Raw genomic sequence first — 22,355 nt, 5'->3', positions numbered from 1 at the left:
TTTAATCTCTACAAATCAAACTTAATTCCTTGTGCTAAAGGTAAATTAGTGGTATAATTAATGGTGTTGGTTTGTCTTCGCATATACACTTTCCAAGCATCAGAACCAGATTCTCTTCCACCGCCTGTTTCTTTTTCTCCGCCAAAAGCGCCACCAATTTCTGCACCAGAAGTTCCGATGTTTACATTGGCAATTCCGCAATCTGAACCAGCGTGAGAAAGGAATTTTTCGGCTTCACGCAAATTATTCGTCATAATTGCTGAAGATAAACCCTGAGCAACACCATTCTGAATTTCGATAGCATTTTCTACATCTCCAGAATATTTTAACAAGTATAAAATTGGCGCAAAAGTTTCGTGTTGTACCATTTCAAAATGATTTTCCGCTTCTACAATTGCAGGTTTTACGTAACAACCACTTTCATAATCTTTTCCTTTTAAAACGCCACCTTTTACGATAAGTTTTCCGCCTTCTTTTTCCACTTTTTCTAGTGCATTTTCGTACATTTTTACAGCTTCTTTATCGATTAAAGGACCAACATGATTGCTTTCGTCAAGAGGATTTCCTATTTTTAATTGTCCGTAAGCTGCAACCAAAGCGTCTTTCACTTTTTCGTACATACTTTCGTGGATAATCAACCTTCTGGTAGAAGTACAACGTTGCCCTGCAGTTCCTACCGCTCCGAAAACCGCTCCAATTATCGTCATTTTAATATCTGCATCAGGCGTTACAATAATCGCATTGTTACCGCCTAATTCCAGAAGAGATTTCCCTAATCTCGCTGCAACATTTTGAGCAACAATTTTCCCCATTTTGGTAGAACCAGTTGCAGAAATAAGAGGAATTCTGGTATCTTTTGCCATTAAATCTCCAATTTCGGAATCCCCGATTACTAAATTAGAAATTCCTTGAGGTAAATTATTTTCTTTAAGAACTTCTGAGATAATATTTTGACAAGCAATTCCACAAAGAGGCGTTTTTTCTGAAGGTTTCCAAATGCAAACATCACCACAAATCCAAGCCAACGCTGTATTCCAGCTCCAAACTGCTACCGGAAAATTGAAAGCAGAAATAATTCCTACAATTCCTAGAGGATGATACTGCTCGTACATTCTGTGCCCGAATCTTTCGGAATGCATGGTAAAACCGTGTAACTGACGAGACAAACCCACTGCAAAATCGCAGATGTCTATCATTTCCTGCACTTCACCAAGTCCTTCTTGCAAAGATTTTCCCATTTCGTAGGAAACCAATTTTCCTAAATCTTCTTTATTTTTTCTTAATTTTTCGCCGAATTGTCTTACCAATTCACCACGTTTTGGGGCAGGCATCAACCTGAATTCTTTGAATGCTTTTTCGGCTTCGGAGATTACTTTTTCGTAATCTTTTGGTGAGGAAGAAGTTACTTTGGCTATTAACTTACCGTCAACTGGAGAATAACTTTCGATTATTTTTCCTGTTGCAAACCATTTTCCACCTGTAGAAGTTCCTTTGTTTTCACTTTTTATTCCTAAATTTTTATGGACTTTCTCTATTCCGAAATTTTTATTATTCTTCGACATTTTACTGATTTTGTAATGTGGTAAATATAAAAATATTTAACAACACCCCTAAAAAAAGTAACGAAAAACCAAACATTTAAATTCTTTTTACTGAATTCAATTCAATAATCAACAATAATTATTTAAAAAACACATCAACGGAAAATAAAATATCTACTTTCTATTTTAAACTCCATTAACATATCACTTATTTTTGGGATTAAAATAATACATTTGCATAAAAATATTTCCTAATTCATAAAAATGACAAAACACGAAATTGTATTAATGAGCATTACCGGCGAAGACAAGCCTGGTGTAACTTCTTCTCTCACAGAAATTCTTAGCAAACATAATGCTACTATTTTAGACATTGGACAAGCTAACATACATCAATCTTTATCATTAGGAATACTTTTCAGATTAGACCCAGAAATGCAGGGAAATATTTTGAAAGATTTGCTTTTCAAGTCTTATGAATTGGGCGTTAATGCAAAATTTACACCTATCAAAAGAGAAGAATACGATGCTTGGGTAGAAAGACAAGGAAAAGAAAGTTTTGTAATTACAGTTTTAGGACAAAAAATCGAAGCCAATCAACTGTCACAAATTACCAAAGTTATAGCAGAACAAGGCTTAAACATAGACACCATAAAACGTTTAACAGGAAGAATTTCGCTAGACAGTGAAGACGACTCTCAGAATAGGTCTTGCATAGAACTTTCAGTACGTGGTACTCCTCAAAACTTAAATTTAATTCACGAAAAATTTGTGAATTTGAGTGGCGAATTAGATATTGATATTTCATTTCAAAAAGATAATATTTACCGTAGAAACAGAAGATTAATCTGTTTTGATATGGATTCAACACTTATTAAAACCGAAGTAATAGACGAATTAGCAGAAAGAGCTGGCGCTGGCGAAGAAGTAAGAGCAATTACAGAAGCTGCAATGCGTGGCGAACTAGATTTTAGCGAGAGTTTCAAAAAAAGAGTTTCTCTTTTAAAAGGTTTAGACGAATCTGTAATGCAAGAAATTGCAGACAATTTACCAATTATGGACGGCGCTGATAGACTAATGCACACGTTGAAAAAATGCGGTTATAAAATTGCAATTCTTTCTGGAGGTTTTACCTATTTTGGCAATTATCTCAAAAAACGTTTTGGAGCAGATTATCTTTATGCTAACGAACTCGAAATTATTGATGGAAAACTTACAGGGAAACATCTAGGAGACATTGTTGACGGAAAAAGAAAAGCTGAATTATTAAAATTTTTAGCTCAAGTAGAAAAAATAGAATTAGACCAAGTAATAGCTGTAGGAGACGGCGCAAATGATTTGCCTATGCTTAACATTGCTGGTTTAGGAATTGCTTTCCATGCAAAACCAAAGGTAAAAGAAAACGCAAGACAATCTATATCCTCTATCGGCCTAGATGGCGTTTTATACTTTTTAGGATTTAGAGACAGACATATTAATGAAGATTTTTAAACATTCTCTTCGATAGATAATATAAATCGAGAAATTTTTATGTTAAATAATTAATTCAATATTTTTGTAAAAACAATTAGGAAATGGAGAACCAAGAAGAGAAAAAAATTCCTAAATGGAAAAGCATTCTTAAAAAATACGGTTGGATAGGGATTTTATTTTTTTCGGTAAAAGGAACCATTTCACTTATTGCCATTATTTGGGGAGCTAATGCTCTAAAAGGTTGCATCTAAAAAATTTAATCATTGATTAACAAATAGTTAATTACTTTTTTCAATTTAATATTTAACTTTAGTTGATTCTTTTAATCAAAGAAGTACAAACCAACAAAAATATTAATATGAAAAATTTATTTATAGCAACCGCAGTTTTAATCTCAACAATAAGTTTTGCTCAACAAAGAGAAGATTGGAATTTAAGAGGCGAAAGAAAGAGAACAGCCCAAGGCATAAAGTCTGGCGAAATAAAACCACGAGAAGCTGTAGCAATAAAAAGGCAAGCTAGAGATGTAAAACAAGCAAAAAGATACGCTTTAGCAGACGGAAAAGTTACCGCAAGAGAAAGAGCAAATATAGCAAGACAAGATAGACAATTAGACAAAACTATCTATAGAACGAAACACAATTGATGGTCATTATATTTTTACTTAACACAAAATTGGAGAAGAATTTTTATTCTTCTCCTTTTTTTTAAAACAAAATTGCTTTTTCTAGCTCTAAAAGTTTTTGTTTGCGCCAAATTCCGCCACCGTAACCAGTAAGATTTCCATCACTACCTATAACTCTGTGACAAGGAACTAAAATTGAAATTTTATTCATTCCGTTGGCATTTGCAACCGCTCTCACTTTATTTTTATCTCCCAAAATTTCAGCTTGTTTGGCATAACTCCAAGTTTGTCCGTAAGGAATTTTCATTAAAATCTCCCAAACTTGTTTTTGAAAATCACTTCCCACAAAATGAAGAGGAACTGTAAATTCTTTCCTTTTTCCTTCAAAATACTCAGAAAGTTGTTTTTCTAAAATCACAAAATTTGGATTTTCACCTTGTACAATATTAGCATTTAAAGATTTAGAAAGATGTTTCAGTTCTGTTTCCAGCATTTTTCGGTCTGTAAATTCCAGCATACAAATTCCGTTTTCCGTAGCTGCAGCGTACATTGTTCCGAGTGGAGTTCCGATGCGTTTCAAATCTATAATTTTTTGATATTTAGAATTTTTAGGAGAAACACCGAAAACATTTTTAAAACTTTCTGCAAAACCACTTAAACTTTCGTAACCACTGTTAAAAGCCGCTTCTGTAACACTTTCACCTTTTTGAATTTTCTTAAAAGCGGAGTTAATTCTAAACATTCTTTGATACGCTTGGAAAGTAATTCCATGATTTTTAAGAAACCAACGTCTCATTTTAGCTGGTTCTATTCCGCGTTTTACCAAATCGTAATCTTTAAATTTTAAAGAAGGATTTTCTACCAATTCATCAATAATTTCCTGAATATATTTTGGTGTTTCGTTCAATTTTTCTAATGGTTTACAAACTTTACACGGACGATAACCTTTCAAAATTGCATCTTTGGTGTTGCTGAAAAATTCTACATTTTCTGGTTTTGGTTTTCTGGCAGTACAAGTGGGTCTGCAAAAAATCCCTGTAGTTTTAACGCCCATCCAAAAAATACCCTCGAAACTTGCATCTTTATTGAAAGAAGCATTATACATCATATTGTTTGATAAGTTCATAAATGATAATTGATAATTGAATGCTACAAAACTAGATTTTATAATTTTGAAGCACAACCGAAAAATGAACAAGTATTTTTTTAAGAAAAAAGCTGCCTCAGAAAGAGACAGCCTGTTATTTATTTCTTAGCTTCAAACCTCTTTTTTATTTCGCCTTCTACTTTTTTAATATCTTTCAAATGATTGATAATTTGAAGCGTCTCCTCAACGTTTTGAATTTCCACAGGAACATCTGCTCTGGTTTTATCCCACTCAAAGACCAAATTAAGTTTTTCGTCTGTAATATCTTCAAAATTAATGGTAAAACGTTCCATCTTATCGTTTACGTATTTCACAGGAACTGTAGTTGAAACCACATCGTCTTTGGCATCATAAGTATAAGCTCCCCAATTGTTTACGCCTTTATTAAGAATTACTTTCCATTCTTTTTCTTGAGGAACTACATACAATGCATAGGTTCCTTTTTTTACTTTTTGTCCGCCAAAAATTACATCTTGCCCAAAAGTAATTCTAGAAGCTTCATTAGCTCCAGCTCTCCAAACTTGCCCGAAAGGCACCAATTCACCAAAGATTTTTCTTCCTTTTACGGCTGGTCTTCCGTAATCTACAGAAATTTTGGTAATAGAAAATTGCTGGTCTATTGTTTGTCTCGGACTAACAGCAGGAATGTTGTATTGCTGAGAAAATCCTAACAATGCAATATTTAAAAATGCGAAAAGTGAAATTCTTTTTAACATGTTTTTAATTTTTAAATTTTTGCTAAAGATAATATTTTTCAAACAAAAAACCTTTAAGATTTCTACATCTTAAAGGTTTTATATTATAAAAACTTTGTCAAAGATTTCTTTGCTTCGCAAAAACTTTGACAAAGTAGATTTACATTGCTTCCATTTTAAAATTCATGCTTTCTATTACCTTTACCAAAGCTGCTACGGTATCCATAGAAGTGAAACATGGCACACCGTTTTCTACAGAACTTCTTCTAATTTGGAAACCATCTCTTTCAGATTGTTTACCAGATTTTGTGGTATTTACAACATACTGAACTTTTCCTTTTTGAATTAAGTCTATCAGATTAACATCTCCTTCGTGAATTTTATATCCAATTTTGGTGGTAATTCCTTTAGATTCAAAATATTTAGCCGTTCCTTCGGTTGCCCAAATTCTAAAGCCCATATCGAACAATCTTTTTGCTAAATGTGAAGCTTCTTCTTTTTCTTTATCAGAAACTGTGAAAAGGAAAGCACCATGTAAAGGCATTTTTCTACCAGCACCTATTAATCCTTTATAAAGAGCTTTTTCTAAGGTAAGGTCTTTGCCCATTACTTCCCCGGTAGATTTCATTTCTGGCCCTAAGGTGATATCTACTTTTGTTAATTTTGAGAAAGAGAAAACCGGTACTTTTACATAAACGCCTTCTTTAATTGGAACTAAACCATTTTCATAACCTAAATCTTTTAATTTAGCTCCTAAAATTGCTTTTGTGGCTAAATTTGCCATCGGAACGTCTGTAATTTTGGATAAGAAAGGAACTGTTCTGGATGAACGAGGATTTACTTCAATTACATATACTTCATCTTCAAAAAGTACATATTGAATATTCATTAATCCAATTACATTTAAACCTCTTGCTAATCTTTCAGTATATTCTATCAATTGTTGATTGGCTTTTTCTGAAATATTTTGAGGAGGATACATTGCAATACTATCTCCAGAGTGTACGCCCGCTCTTTCGATATGCTCCATAATTCCTGGGATTACTACCGTTTCACCATCACAGATGGCATCCACTTCTAGTTCTTTACCAATCATATATTTATCAATAAGAATCGGTTGCTCTGGGTTTACATCTACCGCAGTTTCCATATATTTAGAAAGCTCTTCTTCGGCATATACAATTTCCATTGCTCTTCCTCCTAATACGTAACTTGGTCTTACCAAAACTGGGAATCCTATTTCTCTGGCAATTACCAAAGCATCTTCTTTATTAAAACAAGTGCTTCCTTTTGGCTGAGGAATTCCTAATTCTTTTAAAGCTTTTTCAAATTTATCTCTGTTTTCGGCTCTGTCTAAATCTTCTAAAGAAGTACCCAAAATTTGAACACCGTGAGAAGCCAATTTATCCGCTAGATTAATTGCGGTTTGTCCGCCAAACTGAACTACAACACCTTTTGGTTTTTCCAGCTCAATAATATTCATTACATCTTCTTCCGTAAGAGGTTCGAAGTATAATTTATCTGAAATAGAGAAGTCTGTAGAAACGGTTTCAGGATTATTGTTGATGATAATTGCTTCGTAACCCATTTCTTTAATTGCCCAAACCGAATGAACAGTAGCGTAATCAAATTCTACACCTTGTCCAATTCTGATAGGCCCAGAACCTAAAACAACTACTTTTTCTTTATCACTAACAATGCTTTCGTTTTCTTCTTCGTATGAGCCATAAAAATATGGTGTTTCACTTTCGAATTCTGCAGCACAAGTATCTACCATTTTATAAACTGGCATTACTCCGTTATTCTTTCTAAAATCGAAAACTTCTCGCTGAGTTACTTCCCAAAGATGAGAAATATTAATATCTGAAAAACCTAGTTTTTTAGCTTCTTTTAGAACTTCTGCATTAAATTTATTCTCAGAAATTGTTTTTTCAAAATCTACTAATTTTTTCAATTTCCAGATGAAGAATTTATCAATTTTGCTCCATTCTACAATTTGTTCCCAATCATAACCTCTTCTTAGCGCATCACCAATGATAAATAATCTTTCGTCATCACAAACTCGAATTCTTCTTTCAATTTCTTCTTCAGTTAAAGCTGCTGCTTGCTTAGATTTAAGACCAAGATGCTGAATGCCCGTTTCCAGAGAACGAATAGCTTTCATCAAAGATTCTTCAAAATTTCTTCCAATTGCCATTACTTCTCCAGTAGCTTTCATCTGGGTAGAAAGTCTTCTATCAGCATGTTCGAATTTATCAAAAGGGAATCTTGGAATTTTTGAAACCACATAATCTAAAGCTGGTTCAAAACAAGCATAAGTTTTACCTGTTACAGGGTTTAGCATTTCGTCTAGCGTAAGACCTACTGCAATTTTAGCAGCTAATTTCGCAATTGGATAACCTGTAGCTTTACTTGCTAAAGCAGACGAACGAGAAACTCTAGGATTTACTTCAATAATATAATAATCAAAAGAATGAGGGTCTAAAGCCAACTGAACGTTACAACCGCCTTCAATTCCTAAAGCTCTGATGATTTTAAGAGAAGCATTTCTCAACATTTGATATTCTCTATCCGAAAGCGTTTGAGAAGGTGCTACTACAATTGAATCTCCCGTGTGAACACCTACAGGGTCTATGTTTTCCATGTTACAAACTACAATAGCATTGTCGTTTGCATCACGCATTACTTCGTATTCTATTTCTTTGAAACCCGCAATTGACTTCTCAATAAGACACTGATTAACAGGACTATATTTAAGACCATTTGCTGTAATTTCTTTTAATCCAGTTTCATTATTGGCAATACCACCACCTGTTCCGCCCATGGTAAATGCAGGACGAACAATTACAGGATAACCAATTTCTTCTGCAAAATTTAAAGCACCATCTACATCATGTACAATATCCGAATCTGGCACAGGTTCGTTCAATTCTTTCATTAAAGCACGGAAAAGCTCTCTGTCTTCCGCTTGGTTAATAGCAGAAAGTTTAGTACCAAGAACCTCCACGCCACATTCGTCTAAAATTCCAGAATTTTGTAATTCTACCGCCATGTTGAGCCCTGTTTGCCCTCCAAGAGTTGGCAACAGCGCATCTGGTCTTTCTTTTCTGATGATATGACTTACAAAAGGTAAAGAAATAGGCTCTATATAAACTTTGTCTGCAATTTCTTTGTCCGTCATAATAGTAGCCGGATTAGAATTGATGAGAATTACCTTGTATCCTTCTTCTTTCAAGGCAAGACACGCTTGCGTACCTGCATAATCAAATTCTGCAGCTTGTCCGATGATGATTGGCCCCGAGCCAATAACAAGAATGGTTTTTATATCGTTTCTTTTCATTTTATTATAGGTGTCGAAAATCGGAAATCCCGAAGTTCGAAGATTTAAGAGTTATCTAAGAATTAAAATTTTAGTTTTTGTTCGCTTTAAAATCCTCCATCATTTCAATAAAATCATCAAAAAGATAGTTGGCATCTTCTGGACCCGGACTAGCTTCTGGATGGTACTGAACAGAGAAACAAGGATGAATTTTGTGCCTTATTCCCTCATTTGTCCTATCATTAAGGGCGATATGAGTAACTTCTAAATCTGTATCTTTAAGAGATTCTTCGTCTATTGCGTAACCGTGGTTTTGAGAGGTAATGGCAACTTTATTTGTTTTTAAATCTAAAACAGGATGATTACCACCTCTATGCCCGAATTTCAATTTATAAGTTTTAGCTCCACAAGCCAAACCAATTAATTGATGTCCCAAACAAATACCAAAAATTGGAACTTTTCCTAAAAGATTTTTAATCATTTCTAAAGCATGAGGAACGTCTTGCGGATCACCAGGCCCGTTAGAAAGCATTATACCATCTGGTTCCATTAGAAGAATTTCTTCGGCAGTAGTATCTTGAGAAACTACTATCAAATCACAATTCCTTTTAGAAAGCTCTCTTATAATTCCTAATTTAGAACCAAAATCTACCAAAACTACTTTAAAACCTTTACCTGGAGCAGAATATGCTGTTTTTGTAGAAACTTGCTCTACTTGATTGGTAGGAAAACTTTTAGATTTCAAATCATTAATTACACTTTCTGTTTCTGTTTCCAGATTTACAATTTTTCCTTTTACTACGCCTTTGTTTCTAATAATTCTGGTAAGTTTTCTGGTATCAATACCAGATATACCTGCTAAATTTCTCTTTTTGAATAATTCATCTAGAGACATTTGACTACGGAAGTTTGAAGGAAAATCACAAAGTTCTTTTACAATTAAACCTTTTATTGCAGGTTCAATACTTTCAAAATCATCTCTGTTTACGCCATAATTTCCGATAAGAGGATAAGTCATACATACAATTTGACCACAATAAGAAGGGTCTGACATGAGTTCTTGATAGCCGGTCATTCCTGTATTAAAAACCACTTCGCCTTCTGTTTCGTGATTGGCTCCAAAACTTTCGCCAAAAAAAACTTCTCCTGATTCTAAAACTAGTTTACTTTTCATTTTTACTTTTAAGATTTATCTAATCTATTTAAAAAATTTGAACAAAATTATAAAAAAAATATTAATTAAAGATAAAAAATCTTTTATTTTAAATTTTAGCAGTTATTTTATACTTTTAATAAAACAACATAAATATTTGAAAATTGTCAAAAAAAATGAGAGCCGAGAGCTCTCATCCATTGGATTATTTTTCTACAAATTCAAAACCTTGCTTTTCTAATACATATTTTAAAATGGCCATCCTTGCAAAAACGCCATTGCTCATCTGCTTAAAAATCCTACTCCTTTCGCATTCTACCAAATCTGCATCTATTTCCACACCTCTATTTACCGGTGCAGGATGCATAATAATAGCATTTGGCTTCATTTTTTTCTCTCGCTCTTTGGTAAGACCATATTTTCTTAAATATTCTGAAGCCGTAAGCTTCATTTTTTCTTGATGTCTCTCGTGTTGAATTCTTAGCAACATCAATACGTCCACTTCTTTTACTAAATCTTCGAATGGTAAATAAGTTCCATTTACCAACATTGCCTCATCAAACCAATCTACCGGACCAGAAAAGTAAACCTTAGCACCTAATCTTCTAAGCGCATCCGCATTAGAATTGGCTACTCTACTATGTTTTACATCTCCTACAATTCCTACTTTCAAGCCTTTGAAATCTCCAAATTCTTGCTTAATAGTCATTAAATCTAGAATTGCCTGACTTGGATGATGCCCCACTCCATCTCCTGCATTTACCAATGCTACTTTTTCTACACTTTTCAGCTCATCATAATATCTGGTTTGCTGATGTCTTATTACAGTAACATTAATACCAATAGCCTCCAAAGTTTTTACGGTATCGAGAAGAGTTTCTCCTTTATTAATAGAGCTCTTTCTCTCATCAAATTCTACAAGATGTAAACCTAACTTTTTCTCAGCAACTTCAAAACTTACTTTCGTTCTGGTACTGTCTTCAAAAAACAAATTAGCAACAAAAACATCACCTTTCGCTTTCATTACTTTTCCATTGGCAAAATCTAAACCTTCATCTAAAATTTCAACAATGTTTTCTTTGGTTAATCTTGATAATTTTATCATAACTTTAAAAAAAATATAAAAAAAAACGAAGCCGATACGACTTCGTTTGATTAAAAAAATATTATTCTTGCGGTTTGAAAACCGATATTGACTATTGATATGTAACCGTTAAGTTTCATTGCTGCAAATATACATATAAAGTAAAATCTTCCAAAATTTTTTAAAAAAATTATTTTTCTTTAACATTTTAATTGCAAAATTGGTATATCTTTGCTAAAAAAGTATATATGAAAATTTCTTGCTGCCCAAAATGCGAGAACGCCGAAATTGTTAAAAGTGGCGTTGTAAAAGGAAAACAAAGGTTTTTTTGTAGAAACTGCAACTACTATTTCACTGTAAATAAAGTAGGAAAAAAGATTGATGATTACTATGTTACCAAAGCACTACAACTCTATTTAGAAGGACTAAGCTTAAGAGAAATAGAGCGTATTTTGGGTATTTCACACGTTACTATTAGCTCTTGGATTAAAGAGTACAACATCAAAAAACCACCACATACAGATTTTCATGCTACTTATAAGGTTTTCAAGCAGAAAGAACTTGCAGAATACATCGAAAAAGAAGAAAATTTAAAAGGAAACGGATTAATAATTACAGAGTTTGGAGATAAATTTATGCTCATTAAATGGGAGCGTTTTAAAAAGTAACTATACCAATTAACAAAAATATATACAAAATTTTTACAGAGTTTTTTTTATTATCAGTTTAGCTGTGTTAAAATCACAAAAAAATGTTCAAAATTATGAAGAAAACTCAACCAATCCTTACAGGTGTTGTAGCATTATTATTCGGCAACATTTTGTTCGGACAAGAAAAACCAAAAGAATGGGACGTAAGTCTCTACGGTTTTGCAAGAGCAGATTACATTTTCGATTCTAGAAAATCTGCTTATGTAAGAGAATATAATTTGAATCTTTATCCGTTAGATGTTGCAAAAGACACTAATGGCGAAGACAAAAACGCAACAGGTTCTAGCAATTTTCTTTCTGTAACTTCCAGAATTGGAGTAAAATTTAAAGGTCCAGATGTTTTTAAAGCTAAAATTTCGGGAAACATTGAAGGAGATTTCTTTGGAAACACCGAAGTAAATGCCAACACTTCAGGCACAGGAAGCATTGGCCTTTTCAGACTGAGACATGCTACCATAAAACTAGACTGGACGAAAACATCACTTACCTTTGGACAAACGTGGTATCCTACTTTTGTACCAGAAGTTTTCCCTGGTGTTGCCAATTTCAACACAGGAATTATGTTCAATCCTTTTGGATGGGCTTCTCAGATTAGATTTAAACAAAAATTATCCAATAAAATTTCTTTAGATTTAGTTGCCTACAAAGACAGAGAATTCACTGCTTCTTCCGTTACTGGAACTGCTCCAAACACTCCTTCTTTCAATTCTACCATTCCTACTTTACACGGTCAACTTCAATTCAAAAATAAAAACATTGTTGCGGGCGTAGGTGCAGAATTTCAATCTTTAAAACCAGTTACCGAATCTGGAGGTTTGGTTTCAGACGAAAAATTAAATTCTTCTACCGTTTTTGGCTATTTTAAATATTCGAATGATGATATTATTGCTAAATTCTACGGAATATCTGGAGGAAACCTCACGCATCTTGTCATGCTAGGAGGATATGGAAGTTATGCCAATTCTAACGGAATAGATTCTTATAAACCAACCAGAACCAGTGCTTTTTGGCTAGATATCGCAAGCAACAAACAAAAAATAGCACCTGGAATTTTCGCTGGATATACCAAAAACAATGGACTTTCTGATGCTGGATACAAGGCTCTTTACATGAGAGGTTTGAACGGAACAACAAGAGCTGTAGATAATGTTTGGAGAGTTTCGGCGAGAGTAGATTTTAAAGAAAATAAATTTAAACTTACTCCAGAAGTAGAATACACAGCAGCAACTTGGGGCACAATGGACACTTCCGCAAAAGTGACTTCTGCAAAAGAAAACGTTGGAAATTTCCGAGCATTGGTTAGTGCAACTTATTCATTCTAAAAAAAATTCAACAATACTAAAAAAACAAAATATTATGAGCCACGAATTTAACTCACAAGCAGAACACGACGCTTACGTTGATGATCGCAAAAAGAAAAGCACTCTATGGAGCATTATTATGGCTTCGTCTTTAGGAACCTTAATAGAATGGTACGATTTTTATATTTTCGGGAGTTTAGCCGTTATTTTATCTACTAAATTTTTCCCAGCAGACAATCCTACAGCTGCATTTTTATCTACCTTAGCTACTTTTGCCGCAGGTTTTGTAGTAAGACCTTTCGGAGCTTTATTCTTCGGAAGATTAGGAGATATTATTGGTAGAAAATACACCTTCCTTGTCACTTTATTAATTATGGGATTTTCTACATTTTTAATTGGTTGTATCCCAAGTTACGAAACCATTGGTTTTATGGCACCTGTTTTAGTATTAATTCTTCGTTTATTACAAGGTTTAGCACTTGGTGGAGAATACGGCGGCGCTGCAACTTATGTAGCAGAATATGCCGAACACAACAGACGTGGATATTGGACTTCTTGGATTCAAACTACCGCAACCATTGGGCTTTTTGTTTCATTAATTGTGATTATGGTAACCAGAACTTCTTTATCTTCAGAAGAATTCGACAATTGGGGATGGAGAGTTCCTTTTTGGGTTTCTATTTTAATGGTAGGCGTTTCTTACATCATCCGTAAAAACATGAAAGAATCTCCTCTTTTTGCAAAAGCTAAGAAAGAAGGAAAAACTTCTACCAATCCTCTTAAAGAGTCTTTCGGGAATAAATATAATTTCAAATATGTTTTATTGGCATTATTCGGAGCAGTGATGGGACAAGGTGTAATTTGGTACACTGGGCAATTCTACGCCATGTCTTTCATGCAAAAAGTAATGAATATTGATGCCGAACAAGTAGATTCTCTAATGGCATCTGCACTTTTCGTGGGAACACCTTTATTTGTACTTTTCGGTTGGCTATCAGACAAAGTTGGCAGAAAACCAATAATGTTAATAGGAATGTTTATCGCAATTATCTCGTACAGACCAATTTACGATAAAATGTATCAATTGGGAGATTTTTCTAAAAAACAAGAAATAACCGATAAAGCAACCAAAGAAGCTTCTGTTAAAATCTTAGAAGGTACCAAAATAGATTCCATTTATACTTCTCAAAAATTCTATGCAGACGGAAGCCACATAAAAGAAGTGGTAACCAAACATATAGAAAATGGTCAAATTTTAAAAGACGACAAAGGCAAAGACCGTGTAGAAACCAAAATCACCAAAACAATAGACAGCAACACAAAATGGACTTTAGCTTTCTGGGTTTTTATACAAGTAGTTTTCGTAACAATGGTATATGGACCAATCGCAGCATTTTTGGTAGAAATGTTCCCAATCAGAATCAGATATACTTCTATGTCTCTTCCTTATCACATTGGTAATGGTATTTTCGGAGGATTATTACCTGCTGTTGCAACTTATTTGGTAACAACCGCCAAAGATGCTAACGCAGTTGCAGAAAAAGCAGGACAAGCAATTGCTCATCCAAAATGGTATCTAGAAGGACTCTGGTATCCTATTGCCGTAGCAGCAGTCTGTCTAATAATTGGTTTAATTTACTTAGACGGAAAAGACAGAAATGTAGAAGATTAATGACAGATGTTGGATGTTGGATGTTGGATGTTGGATGTTGGATGTTAAATAATTGAAGTAGAAAATTTAACACTAAAAAAACATCCTGCACCCAACTTCTATCACCCAACAAAATTTTAAAAATTTTCACTAACTTTAAAAAAAGAAAAAATGGACGCAATTAAAAAAATATTAGGAATTATTTGGTTAGCTTTAGCAGCACTTGTAGCCTATCTAGGACTTACCGTTTTAGGAATTCCAAAAATCACTTCAGGCAAACAAGAAGACCTTGTTTTTGGCATTATCATCGTTTTTATATTAATGCCAATTGTAGTAGGAGGTTTAGGAGTATTCGGATTTTACGCGCTAAAAGGCGAATATTCTGCAAAAAATAAATGATTATTGATGGCAAATATTTCATAACAACTATTTGCCATCTATTTTTAAAAATTTGATAATTGCTAAAGATTTAGTAATCATCATTTATCAACTATGAAAAAGAGACACGAGCAAAAATTGGTGATTTTGAGTGTAGTACTTTTTGTACTATTCAACGCACCAATTTTGCTCATTTTTAATAAATCTGAAAGCTTTTTCGGGCTTCCCATCATCTATGTTTACATTTTCGGAGTTTGGTTAATTTCCGTAATTGTTTCATTTATAATTTTTAAAAAATTTGATGAATAATTTAGAATTATTTCTGGTTATTATGCTTTATTTAGCGCTTCTTTTCTTCATTGCTTTCTGGGCAGAGAAGAGAAAAAGTAATTTCTGGGCTAATAATCCTTACATTTATTCATTATCTTTAGCTGTCTATTGCACCGCTTGGACGTATTATGGAAGTATTGGCGTTGCAGCCAACCAAGGTTTGCAATATCTTACGATTTACATTGGTCCAATAATCGTAATTCCTGCGTGGATTGTGATAAATTCTAAAATTGTAAGAATTTCCAGAGTTAACAAAATTTCTTCCATAGCAGATTTTATTTCTTTAAGATATGGAAACAGTAGATTTTTCGGAGCTATAATTGCGGTAGTTTGCATTTTGGCAATTATTCCCTATATCGGACTTCAGATTAAAGCCATTTCCGATACATTTCACCTAGTAACAAAAACCGAAAATCCAGATAATATTTTCACAGATACTGCAACTTACGTGGTTTTACTTATTGCAATTTTTTCTTCGTACTACGGAACAAGATATGTAGATGCTTCAGAAAAAAGACTAGGAATAATTTCTGCAGTAGCGGTAGAAAGTTTCCTAAAATTAGTATTTTTCATCATCTTAGGAATTTTTGTTACTTACGGAATTTTCAATGGTTTTGAAGATATTTATGAAAAAGCAAAATTTCTTCCAGATTTCGCCAAAAGAAACTCTTTCAACGGTTTAGAAGGAAGTTTCAATTGGATGGTAACTTCTATGCTTTCTATGTCTGCCATTTTTTTATTGCCGAGACAATTCCACACTACAATAATCGAAAACAGAAAAGAAAATTTCTTAAAAACTGCCATTTGGGTTTTCCCTTTATACTTATTGCTTTTTAACTTTTTTGTATTTCCGATAGCTTGGGGAGGCAAAATATTATTTTTCGGACAAAATGTAAATCCAGAGCTCTTTCCTATTCTCATTCCGCAGAAATTTGGAAACGTTTTAATCTCTGTAATTGTATTTTTGGGAGGTTTGAGTGCTAGTATTTCCATGATTATTATCTCCAGCATCACGCTATCGATAATGCTATCAAACAACGTAATAATTCCTTACGGATGGATTGATACTTTTAAAACAAAAAACGACACTTTCAACAACAAAAACATTGTAAATATTAGAAAAATAAGCATTTTTTCGCTTATTGTTACCGCATTTATTTTCTACAAATATTTAATTTTAGAATCTACTCTTTTCTCCGTTGGCTTGGTTTCATTTGTATTGATTGCACAACTTGGACCTTCGTTTTTCGGAGCAATTTTCTGGAGAAGAGGCACCTATTCTGGCGCATTAGTAGGATTAATTGCAGGTGTTTTTATTTGTTATTTTAACTTGATTATTCCACAGTATTTACAAGCTATCAATCCAAATATTACAGAACATCAACAATCATTTCTCAGTTTTTTCAGAATTCCTTATTTAGAAACCATTCCGCAAGTATTTTTCTGGAGTATTTTGGCAAATTCAGCACTTTTTAGCATTATTTCGGTGAGTTCTAAAGGAAATTACAGAGAAAGAAATTACGCCGAAATTTATGTGGATATTAACAAATATATCAAAAACCACGAAGGAGCTTACATCTGGAAAGGAAAAGCGAATGTTTCGGATATTAGAAGAATTTTGGTGAGATTTTTGGGAGACAAAAAAACCAGACAAGCGCTTAAAATTTTCAATTTAAAATACAATATCGATGATGAAAATGACACCGCAGATTCTAGATTTATAAAATTTTCGGAGAATTTACTTTCGGGGAGAATTGGCAATGCTTCGGCAAAAATATTAATTGAAAGTGTAACCAAAGAAGACAAAATTTCTCTTCCCGAAGTACTCAAAATTTTAGAAGAAAGCAAAGAAAACATCACTTTAAACCGAAAACTAACCGAACAATCCAGACAATTGAGAAGACTTTCGGACGATTTGCGCTCTGCAAACAGCAGCTTAATAGAAAAAGATAAACAAAAAGACGATTTTTTGGATTCTGTAACGCACGAACTCCGAACTCCAATTACCGCAATAAAAGCTGCCGGAGAAATACTTTTGGATGACGACGAAATTCCTACAGACATCAAAAAAGATTTCCTAAACAACATTATTACAGAATCTGACCGATTGAACGAACTCATCAACGATATTCTGTATTTAGACAAATTAGAATCTGGAACGATTAAATTAAACATTCAAAAAAATAACATTATAGATACTTATCATAAAGCCTTAAACCCTATTTATCATCTCATCCAACAGAAAAAAATTCATCATTCTGAGATTAATTTATTGAATAAAAATGAATATTTTTATGACGAGGCAAGAATTATTCAGGTATTTCAAAACATACTCGGAAATGCTTATAAATTCACGGAAGATGGAGGCATGATACAAGCAAAATTTCAAGAAAAAGACAATTTCTTAAAAATTGAAATTTTTAACACTGGAAAAAACATTCCTATTGAAGATATTGAATTAATTTTCGACAAATTTTATCAATCTAAACATCAAAATATTAGAAAACCTGTTGGCACAGGATTGGGATTGGCGATTTGTAGAAACATCATCAATGCACATCAAGGTAAAATTTTTGCCGAAAACAAAGAGATTGGAGTAACAATAAATATATTAATGAATAATGACAAAAATGAAGCTGTATGAGAAAAATTTTAATTGCAGATGACGAACACAAAATTGTAATGACGCTGGAATATACTTTTAGAAAAAATGGATATGAAGTATTTATTGCAAGAGATGGCTCAGAAGTTTTAGAATTACTAAAAGAAGAAATTCCAGACGTAATTTTATTAGACGTAATGATGCCAAATGTAGATGGATATACCACAATACAGGAAATAAGAAAACAAGAAAAACTGAAAAATTGCAAAGTAGTTTTTCTATCTGCCAAAACCAATCCTGCGGATATTGAAAAAGGATTAAAATTGGGCGCAGATGCTTATGTTACAAAACCTTATTCCATTAAAAAATTAACTCAACAAATAGATGAATTATTAGAAACATAAAAACAAATACATATTAACCTAAAAAACACCAACACAATGAAAGCGAATGAAATGTTCCTCAATAGTATTGAAAACAAGGAACAATTTTGGGCACAACAATCCGAAAACATTCAATGGTTTAAAAAACCTCAAAACATTCTCTCTGAAGGAGAAAACAACTACCCTGTCTGGTATGCAGATGGCGAACTGAACGCTTGCTATCTTGCTGTAGATAAACATGTAGAAGATGGTTATGGAGAACAGATTGCTTATATTTACGATTCGCCGGTAACAGATACTAAACTGAAGATTTCCTTCAAAGAATTGCAAGAAAATGTTTCAAAATTTGCAGGAGGTTTGCAATCTCTTGGTCTAAAAAAAGGAGATACCGCAGTTATTTACATGCCAATGATTCCTCAGGCTGCTTATGCTATGCTTGCTTGTGCAAGACTTGGGATAACGCATTCTGTAGTTTTTGGAGGTTTTGCTCCACACGAATTAGCTATAAGAATAGACGATTGTAACCCAAAAGTAATCATCACAGCAAGTGCTGGTGTAGAAGTTAAAAAAAGAGTTCCTTATCTTCCGTTTGTAAAAGAAGCTTACGAATTATCTGCTCACAAACCCGAAAATATTGTGGTTTTCGACAGACAACTTTGGGGCAACAAAGTAGATTGGGAAAATGAACCTCAACTCACTAATTTTCAAGAATTATTAGAAAAATCTGAGCCTGCAGATTGTGTTTCTGTAGAATCTACACATCCATTATATATTCTTTACACTTCTGGTACTACAGGCAAACCAAAAGGTGTGGTAAGAGATACTGGAGGATACGCTACCGCTCTTAAATTTTCGATGAAAAACATATATGGACTCAATGAAGGAGAAGTTTTTTGGGCTGCATCAGACATTGGTTGGGTAGTTGGACATAGTTTTATTATTTACGGTCCACTTTTTAATAGAAATACTTCTATTATCTACGAAGGAAAACCAATTATGACACCAGATGCAGGCACTACTTGGCGTGTAATTGAAGAATATAAAGTTTCTGTAATGTTCACTGCTCCTACTGCAATTAGAGCTATTAAAAAAGAAGACCCAAATGGCGAATTCATCAAAAAACATGACATTTCTAGCCTTAGAACTCAGTTTCTCGCAGGCGAAAGATGCGATGTTGCTACATTAGATTGGTACGAAGAAAAAGTAGGAATTACACCAATAGACCATTGGTGGCAAACAGAATCTGGCTGGCCAATGCTGAGCTTAATGCCTGGTGTAGAAGCAGCAGAAGTAAAAAGAGCTTCCGCAGGAAAACCAATTCCGGGATATGATATAAAAATTTTCGATGAAGAAGGCTACGAATTAGAACCTCACCACGAAGGTTATTTAGTGATAAAACTTCCGCTTCCTCCAGGTGCTTTATTAGGAATTTGGGGAGATTACGAGAGATTTCATTACGGATATTTAGCAAAATTCCCAGGTTATTATTTCTCTGGCGATGGAGCAATTAAAGACGAAGAAAATTACATTTTTATCTCGGGAAGAGTTGATGACATTATAAATGTTGCAGGACACAGACTTTCTACGGCCGAAATGGAAGAAGCCGTTTCTGGACACAAAGATGTTACCGAATGTTGCGTGGTAGGAATTGAAGACGAACTAAAAGGACAAATTCCATTTGGTTTAGCTGTATTAAAATCTGGCGTAGACATTTCTGAAGAGAATTTAGAAAAAGAAGTAATAAATATTGTAAGAGAAAAAATAGGCGCTGTAGCTTGTCTCAGAAATATTGTAGTGGTGAAAAGATTACCAAAAACACGTTCTGGAAAAATTTTAAGAAAAATGATTAGAACAATGCTTGATGGTAAAGAATTTCAAATTCCTTCTACAATAGACGACGAAACCATTATAGCAGAATTAGAAGAAAAATTTATAGAATACCGAAAATAATTTGAATTTAAAAAAAATAGAAACAATCATGAAGAATTATGTAATAGACAATCTGCCAGATTATTTCAAACAGTACAAAAAATCCATCAAAAACCCTAAAAAATTCTGGGATAAAGTAGCAGACGAAAATTTTGTTTGGTACCAAAGATGGACAAAAGTGGTAGATTTTGATATGGAAGAGGCAAAAATCACTTGGTTCAAAAATGCCAAACTCAATATTACCAAAAATTGTTTAGACAGGCATCTTAATTTAAGAGGAGATAAAACCGCCATCATCTGGGAACCCAACAATCCTAACGAAGAAGCGCAACACATCTCTTACAAAGACCTCCACGAAAGAGTTTGCAAAATGGCAAACGTTCTTACAGAATTAGGCATCAAAAAAGGAGATAGAGTTTGTATTTATCTTCCAATGATTCCAGAATTAGCAGTGGCAATGTTGGCTTGCGCCAAAATGGGAGCAGTACATTCTGTAATTTTTGCAGGATTTTCGGCATCTGCGGTAACTTCTAGAGTTAACGACTGCGAAGCAAAAATGATTATTACTTCTGATGGAAGCTACAGAGGAAACAAAGCTATTGATTTAAAAGGAATTATAGACGAAGCAGTAGAAAAATGCCCTACAGTTGAAAAAGTTTTGGTGGTGAAAAGAACCAATACAGAAATCAAAATTAAAGACGGTAGAGATTTCTTGCTAGACGATTATTACCCTCAAGCTTCCGCAGATTTTGTGACTAAAATAATGGATGCCGAAGACCCTTTATTCATTCTTTACACTTCTGGCTCTACAGGAAAACCAAAAGGAATGCTTCATACTACCGCAGGATACATGGTTTACACCGCATATACCTTCAAAAACGTATTTAATTATAGAGAAAACGATATCTATTGGTGTACCGCAGATATTGGGTGGATTACAGGACACTCATATATTCTGTACGGACCACTTTTAAATGGTGCTACAACCGTAATTTTCGAAGGTGTACCTACTTATCCAGAACCAGACAGATTCTGGGAAGTGATAGAGAAACATAGAGTTAACCAATTTTATACAGCACCAACTGCAATTCGTTCTTTAGCTAAAGAATCTTCTGGTTGGGTAGAAAAACATGATTTATCTAGTCTTAGAGTAATTGGTTCGGTAGGAGAACCCATCAATGATGAGGCTTGGCATTGGTACAACGACCATGTTGGCAAGAAAAAATGCCCAATTGTAGATACTTGGTGGCAAACCGAAACTGGCGGAATTATGATTTCTCCACTTCCTTTTGTCACCCCTACTAAACCTACGTATGCTACACTTCCACTTCCGGGAATTCAACCGGTTTTAATGGATGAAAAACGCAACGAAATTACTGGAAATCAAGTGGACGGAGCGCTTTGCATTAGATTTCCTTGGCCAGGAATCGCCCGAAGCATTTGGGGAGACCATCAACGTTATAAAGAAACTTATTTCTCTGCATTTCCAGGTAAATATTTCACGGGAGATGGCGCTTTGAGAGACGAAGTAGGTTATTACAGAATTACAGGTAGAATGGACGATGTAATAATTGTTTCGGGTCATAATTTAGGAACTGCACCTATTGAAGACAGCATCAACTTGCATCCGGCTGTTGCAGAATCTGCAATAGTAGGTTTTCCTCACGACATTAAAGGAAATGCACTGTATGGTTTTGTAATTTTGAAAGAATCTGGTGAAGAAAGAGACAAAGAAAATTTAAGAAAAGAAATTAATATGTTGATTTCGGACACTATTGGGCCTATTGCTAAGTTAGATAAAATACAATTTGTATCGGGATTGCCAAAAACACGCTCTGGAAAAATTATGCGTAGAATTTTGAGAAAAATTGCCGAAGGAGATTTTAGTAATTTCGGTGATACCACGACCCTTCTAAACCCAGAAATTGTAGATGAAATTAAAAATGAAAGAATTTAAACTTATAGTTTGTTAATTTAATTTGATTGAAAGCCTCACTAATTTTGGTGAGGTTTTTATTTAGGATAATTCATAAA

Annotated in this window: 18 protein-coding genes; 12 read left to right on the top strand and 6 right to left on the bottom strand. The window is 33.8% G+C overall.

Annotation, left to right across the window (positions count from 1 at the left end):
- Nucleotides 1–8 precede the first annotated feature (8 nt).
- On the bottom strand, nucleotides 9–1,562 hold the full coding sequence (locus tag QM746_RS08225; RefSeq protein WP_414983771.1) for an aldehyde dehydrogenase family protein: 1,554 nt from the start codon (nucleotides 1,560–1,562) through the stop codon (nucleotides 9–11).
- 243 nt (nucleotides 1,563–1,805) lie between these two features.
- On the opposite strand from QM746_RS08225, the gene serB reads away from it, so the two are divergent.
- From serB to QM746_RS08210, 3 genes are all read left to right on the top strand, one after another.
- A complete protein-coding gene (gene serB, locus QM746_RS08220; RefSeq protein WP_414983770.1) occupies nucleotides 1,806–3,032 on the top strand; it encodes a phosphoserine phosphatase SerB in 1,227 nt (408 codons plus the stop codon).
- Nucleotides 3,033–3,115: 83 nt separating this feature from the next.
- The gene (locus QM746_RS08215) at nucleotides 3,116–3,265 is read left to right on the top strand and encodes a hypothetical protein (RefSeq protein WP_414983769.1); all 150 of its coding nucleotides are present in this window, start codon (nucleotides 3,116–3,118) and stop codon (nucleotides 3,263–3,265) included.
- A 107-nt stretch (nucleotides 3,266–3,372) separates the two neighbouring features.
- Nucleotides 3,373–3,660 carry a hypothetical protein gene (locus QM746_RS08210; RefSeq protein WP_414983768.1) on the top strand — a complete coding sequence of 96 codons (288 nt, stop codon included), beginning with the start codon at nucleotides 3,373–3,375 and terminating at the stop codon, nucleotides 3,658–3,660.
- A 61-nt stretch (nucleotides 3,661–3,721) separates the two neighbouring features.
- On the opposite strand, the gene QM746_RS08205 is transcribed toward QM746_RS08210, so the two are convergent.
- The 5 genes from QM746_RS08205 to QM746_RS08185 form a co-directional block, all read right to left on the bottom strand.
- Nucleotides 3,722–4,765, bottom strand: coding sequence for a bifunctional transcriptional activator/DNA repair enzyme AdaA (locus QM746_RS08205; protein WP_414983767.1), 1,044 nt, complete (start codon nucleotides 4,763–4,765; stop codon nucleotides 3,722–3,724).
- Between the two features lie 119 nt (nucleotides 4,766–4,884).
- Nucleotides 4,885–5,502: a DUF2911 domain-containing protein gene (locus tag QM746_RS08200; protein ID WP_414983766.1), complete on the bottom strand. Its 618-nt coding sequence runs from the start codon at nucleotides 5,500–5,502 to the stop codon at nucleotides 4,885–4,887.
- 139 nt (nucleotides 5,503–5,641) lie between these two features.
- Nucleotides 5,642–8,821 (bottom strand): carbamoyl-phosphate synthase large subunit, encoded by a 3,180-nt coding sequence (carB, locus tag QM746_RS08195; RefSeq protein ID WP_414983765.1) that lies wholly within the window; start codon nucleotides 8,819–8,821, stop codon nucleotides 5,642–5,644.
- Nucleotides 8,822–8,891: 70 nt separating this feature from the next.
- Complete coding sequence (locus QM746_RS08190; RefSeq protein WP_414983764.1) at nucleotides 8,892–9,974, bottom strand: carbamoyl phosphate synthase small subunit; 1,083 nt, start codon at nucleotides 9,972–9,974, stop codon at nucleotides 8,892–8,894.
- A 184-nt stretch (nucleotides 9,975–10,158) separates the two neighbouring features.
- Nucleotides 10,159–11,058: an aspartate carbamoyltransferase catalytic subunit gene (locus tag QM746_RS08185; RefSeq protein ID WP_414983763.1), complete on the bottom strand. Its 900-nt coding sequence runs from the start codon at nucleotides 11,056–11,058 to the stop codon at nucleotides 10,159–10,161.
- Between the two features lie 227 nt (nucleotides 11,059–11,285).
- On the opposite strand from QM746_RS08185, the gene QM746_RS08180 reads away from it, so the two are divergent.
- The 9 genes from QM746_RS08180 (at nucleotide 11,286) to acs (ending at nucleotide 22,278) form a co-directional block, all read left to right on the top strand.
- Nucleotides 11,286–11,705 carry a transposase-like zinc-binding domain-containing protein gene (locus tag QM746_RS08180; protein ID WP_374360615.1) on the top strand — a complete coding sequence of 140 codons (420 nt, stop codon included), beginning with the start codon at nucleotides 11,286–11,288 and terminating at the stop codon, nucleotides 11,703–11,705.
- A 95-nt stretch (nucleotides 11,706–11,800) separates the two neighbouring features.
- Nucleotides 11,801–13,069, top strand: coding sequence for a hypothetical protein (locus QM746_RS08175; RefSeq protein WP_414983762.1), 1,269 nt, complete (start codon nucleotides 11,801–11,803; stop codon nucleotides 13,067–13,069).
- Between the two features lie 118 nt (nucleotides 13,070–13,187).
- The gene (locus QM746_RS08170; RefSeq protein WP_414985136.1) at nucleotides 13,188–14,720 is read left to right on the top strand and encodes an MFS transporter; all 1,533 of its coding nucleotides are present in this window, start codon (nucleotides 13,188–13,190) and stop codon (nucleotides 14,718–14,720) included.
- A 150-nt stretch (nucleotides 14,721–14,870) separates the two neighbouring features.
- The gene (locus QM746_RS08165) at nucleotides 14,871–15,098 is read left to right on the top strand and encodes a DUF6814 family protein (protein ID WP_414983761.1); all 228 of its coding nucleotides are present in this window, start codon (nucleotides 14,871–14,873) and stop codon (nucleotides 15,096–15,098) included.
- A 93-nt stretch (nucleotides 15,099–15,191) separates the two neighbouring features.
- Complete coding sequence (locus QM746_RS08160) at nucleotides 15,192–15,386, top strand: hypothetical protein (protein ID WP_414983760.1); 195 nt, start codon at nucleotides 15,192–15,194, stop codon at nucleotides 15,384–15,386.
- Nucleotides 15,379–18,051: an ATP-binding protein gene (locus QM746_RS08155; RefSeq protein WP_414983759.1), complete on the top strand. Its 2,673-nt coding sequence runs from the start codon at nucleotides 15,379–15,381 to the stop codon at nucleotides 18,049–18,051. The genes QM746_RS08160 and QM746_RS08155 overlap by 8 nt, the downstream gene beginning before the upstream one ends.
- A complete protein-coding gene (locus QM746_RS08150) occupies nucleotides 18,048–18,413 on the top strand; it encodes a response regulator transcription factor (protein WP_414983758.1) in 366 nt (121 codons plus the stop codon). Before QM746_RS08155 ends, QM746_RS08150 begins: the two co-directional genes overlap by 4 nt.
- Before the next feature lie 36 nt (nucleotides 18,414–18,449).
- The gene (locus tag QM746_RS08145) at nucleotides 18,450–20,342 is read left to right on the top strand and encodes an AMP-binding protein (RefSeq protein ID WP_414983757.1); all 1,893 of its coding nucleotides are present in this window, start codon (nucleotides 18,450–18,452) and stop codon (nucleotides 20,340–20,342) included.
- A 28-nt stretch (nucleotides 20,343–20,370) separates the two neighbouring features.
- Entirely contained in the window at nucleotides 20,371–22,278 is a 1,908-nt protein-coding gene (gene acs / locus QM746_RS08140; RefSeq protein WP_414983756.1) for an acetate--CoA ligase, read from the top strand.
- Nucleotides 22,279–22,355: the final 77 nt, after the last annotated feature.

The sequence above is a fragment of the Cloacibacterium sp. genome (assembly GCF_047601505.1).
Taxonomy (GTDB): domain Bacteria; phylum Bacteroidota; class Bacteroidia; order Flavobacteriales; family Weeksellaceae; genus Cloacibacterium.
This window is presented reverse-complemented; position numbering and strand designations above follow the sequence as displayed.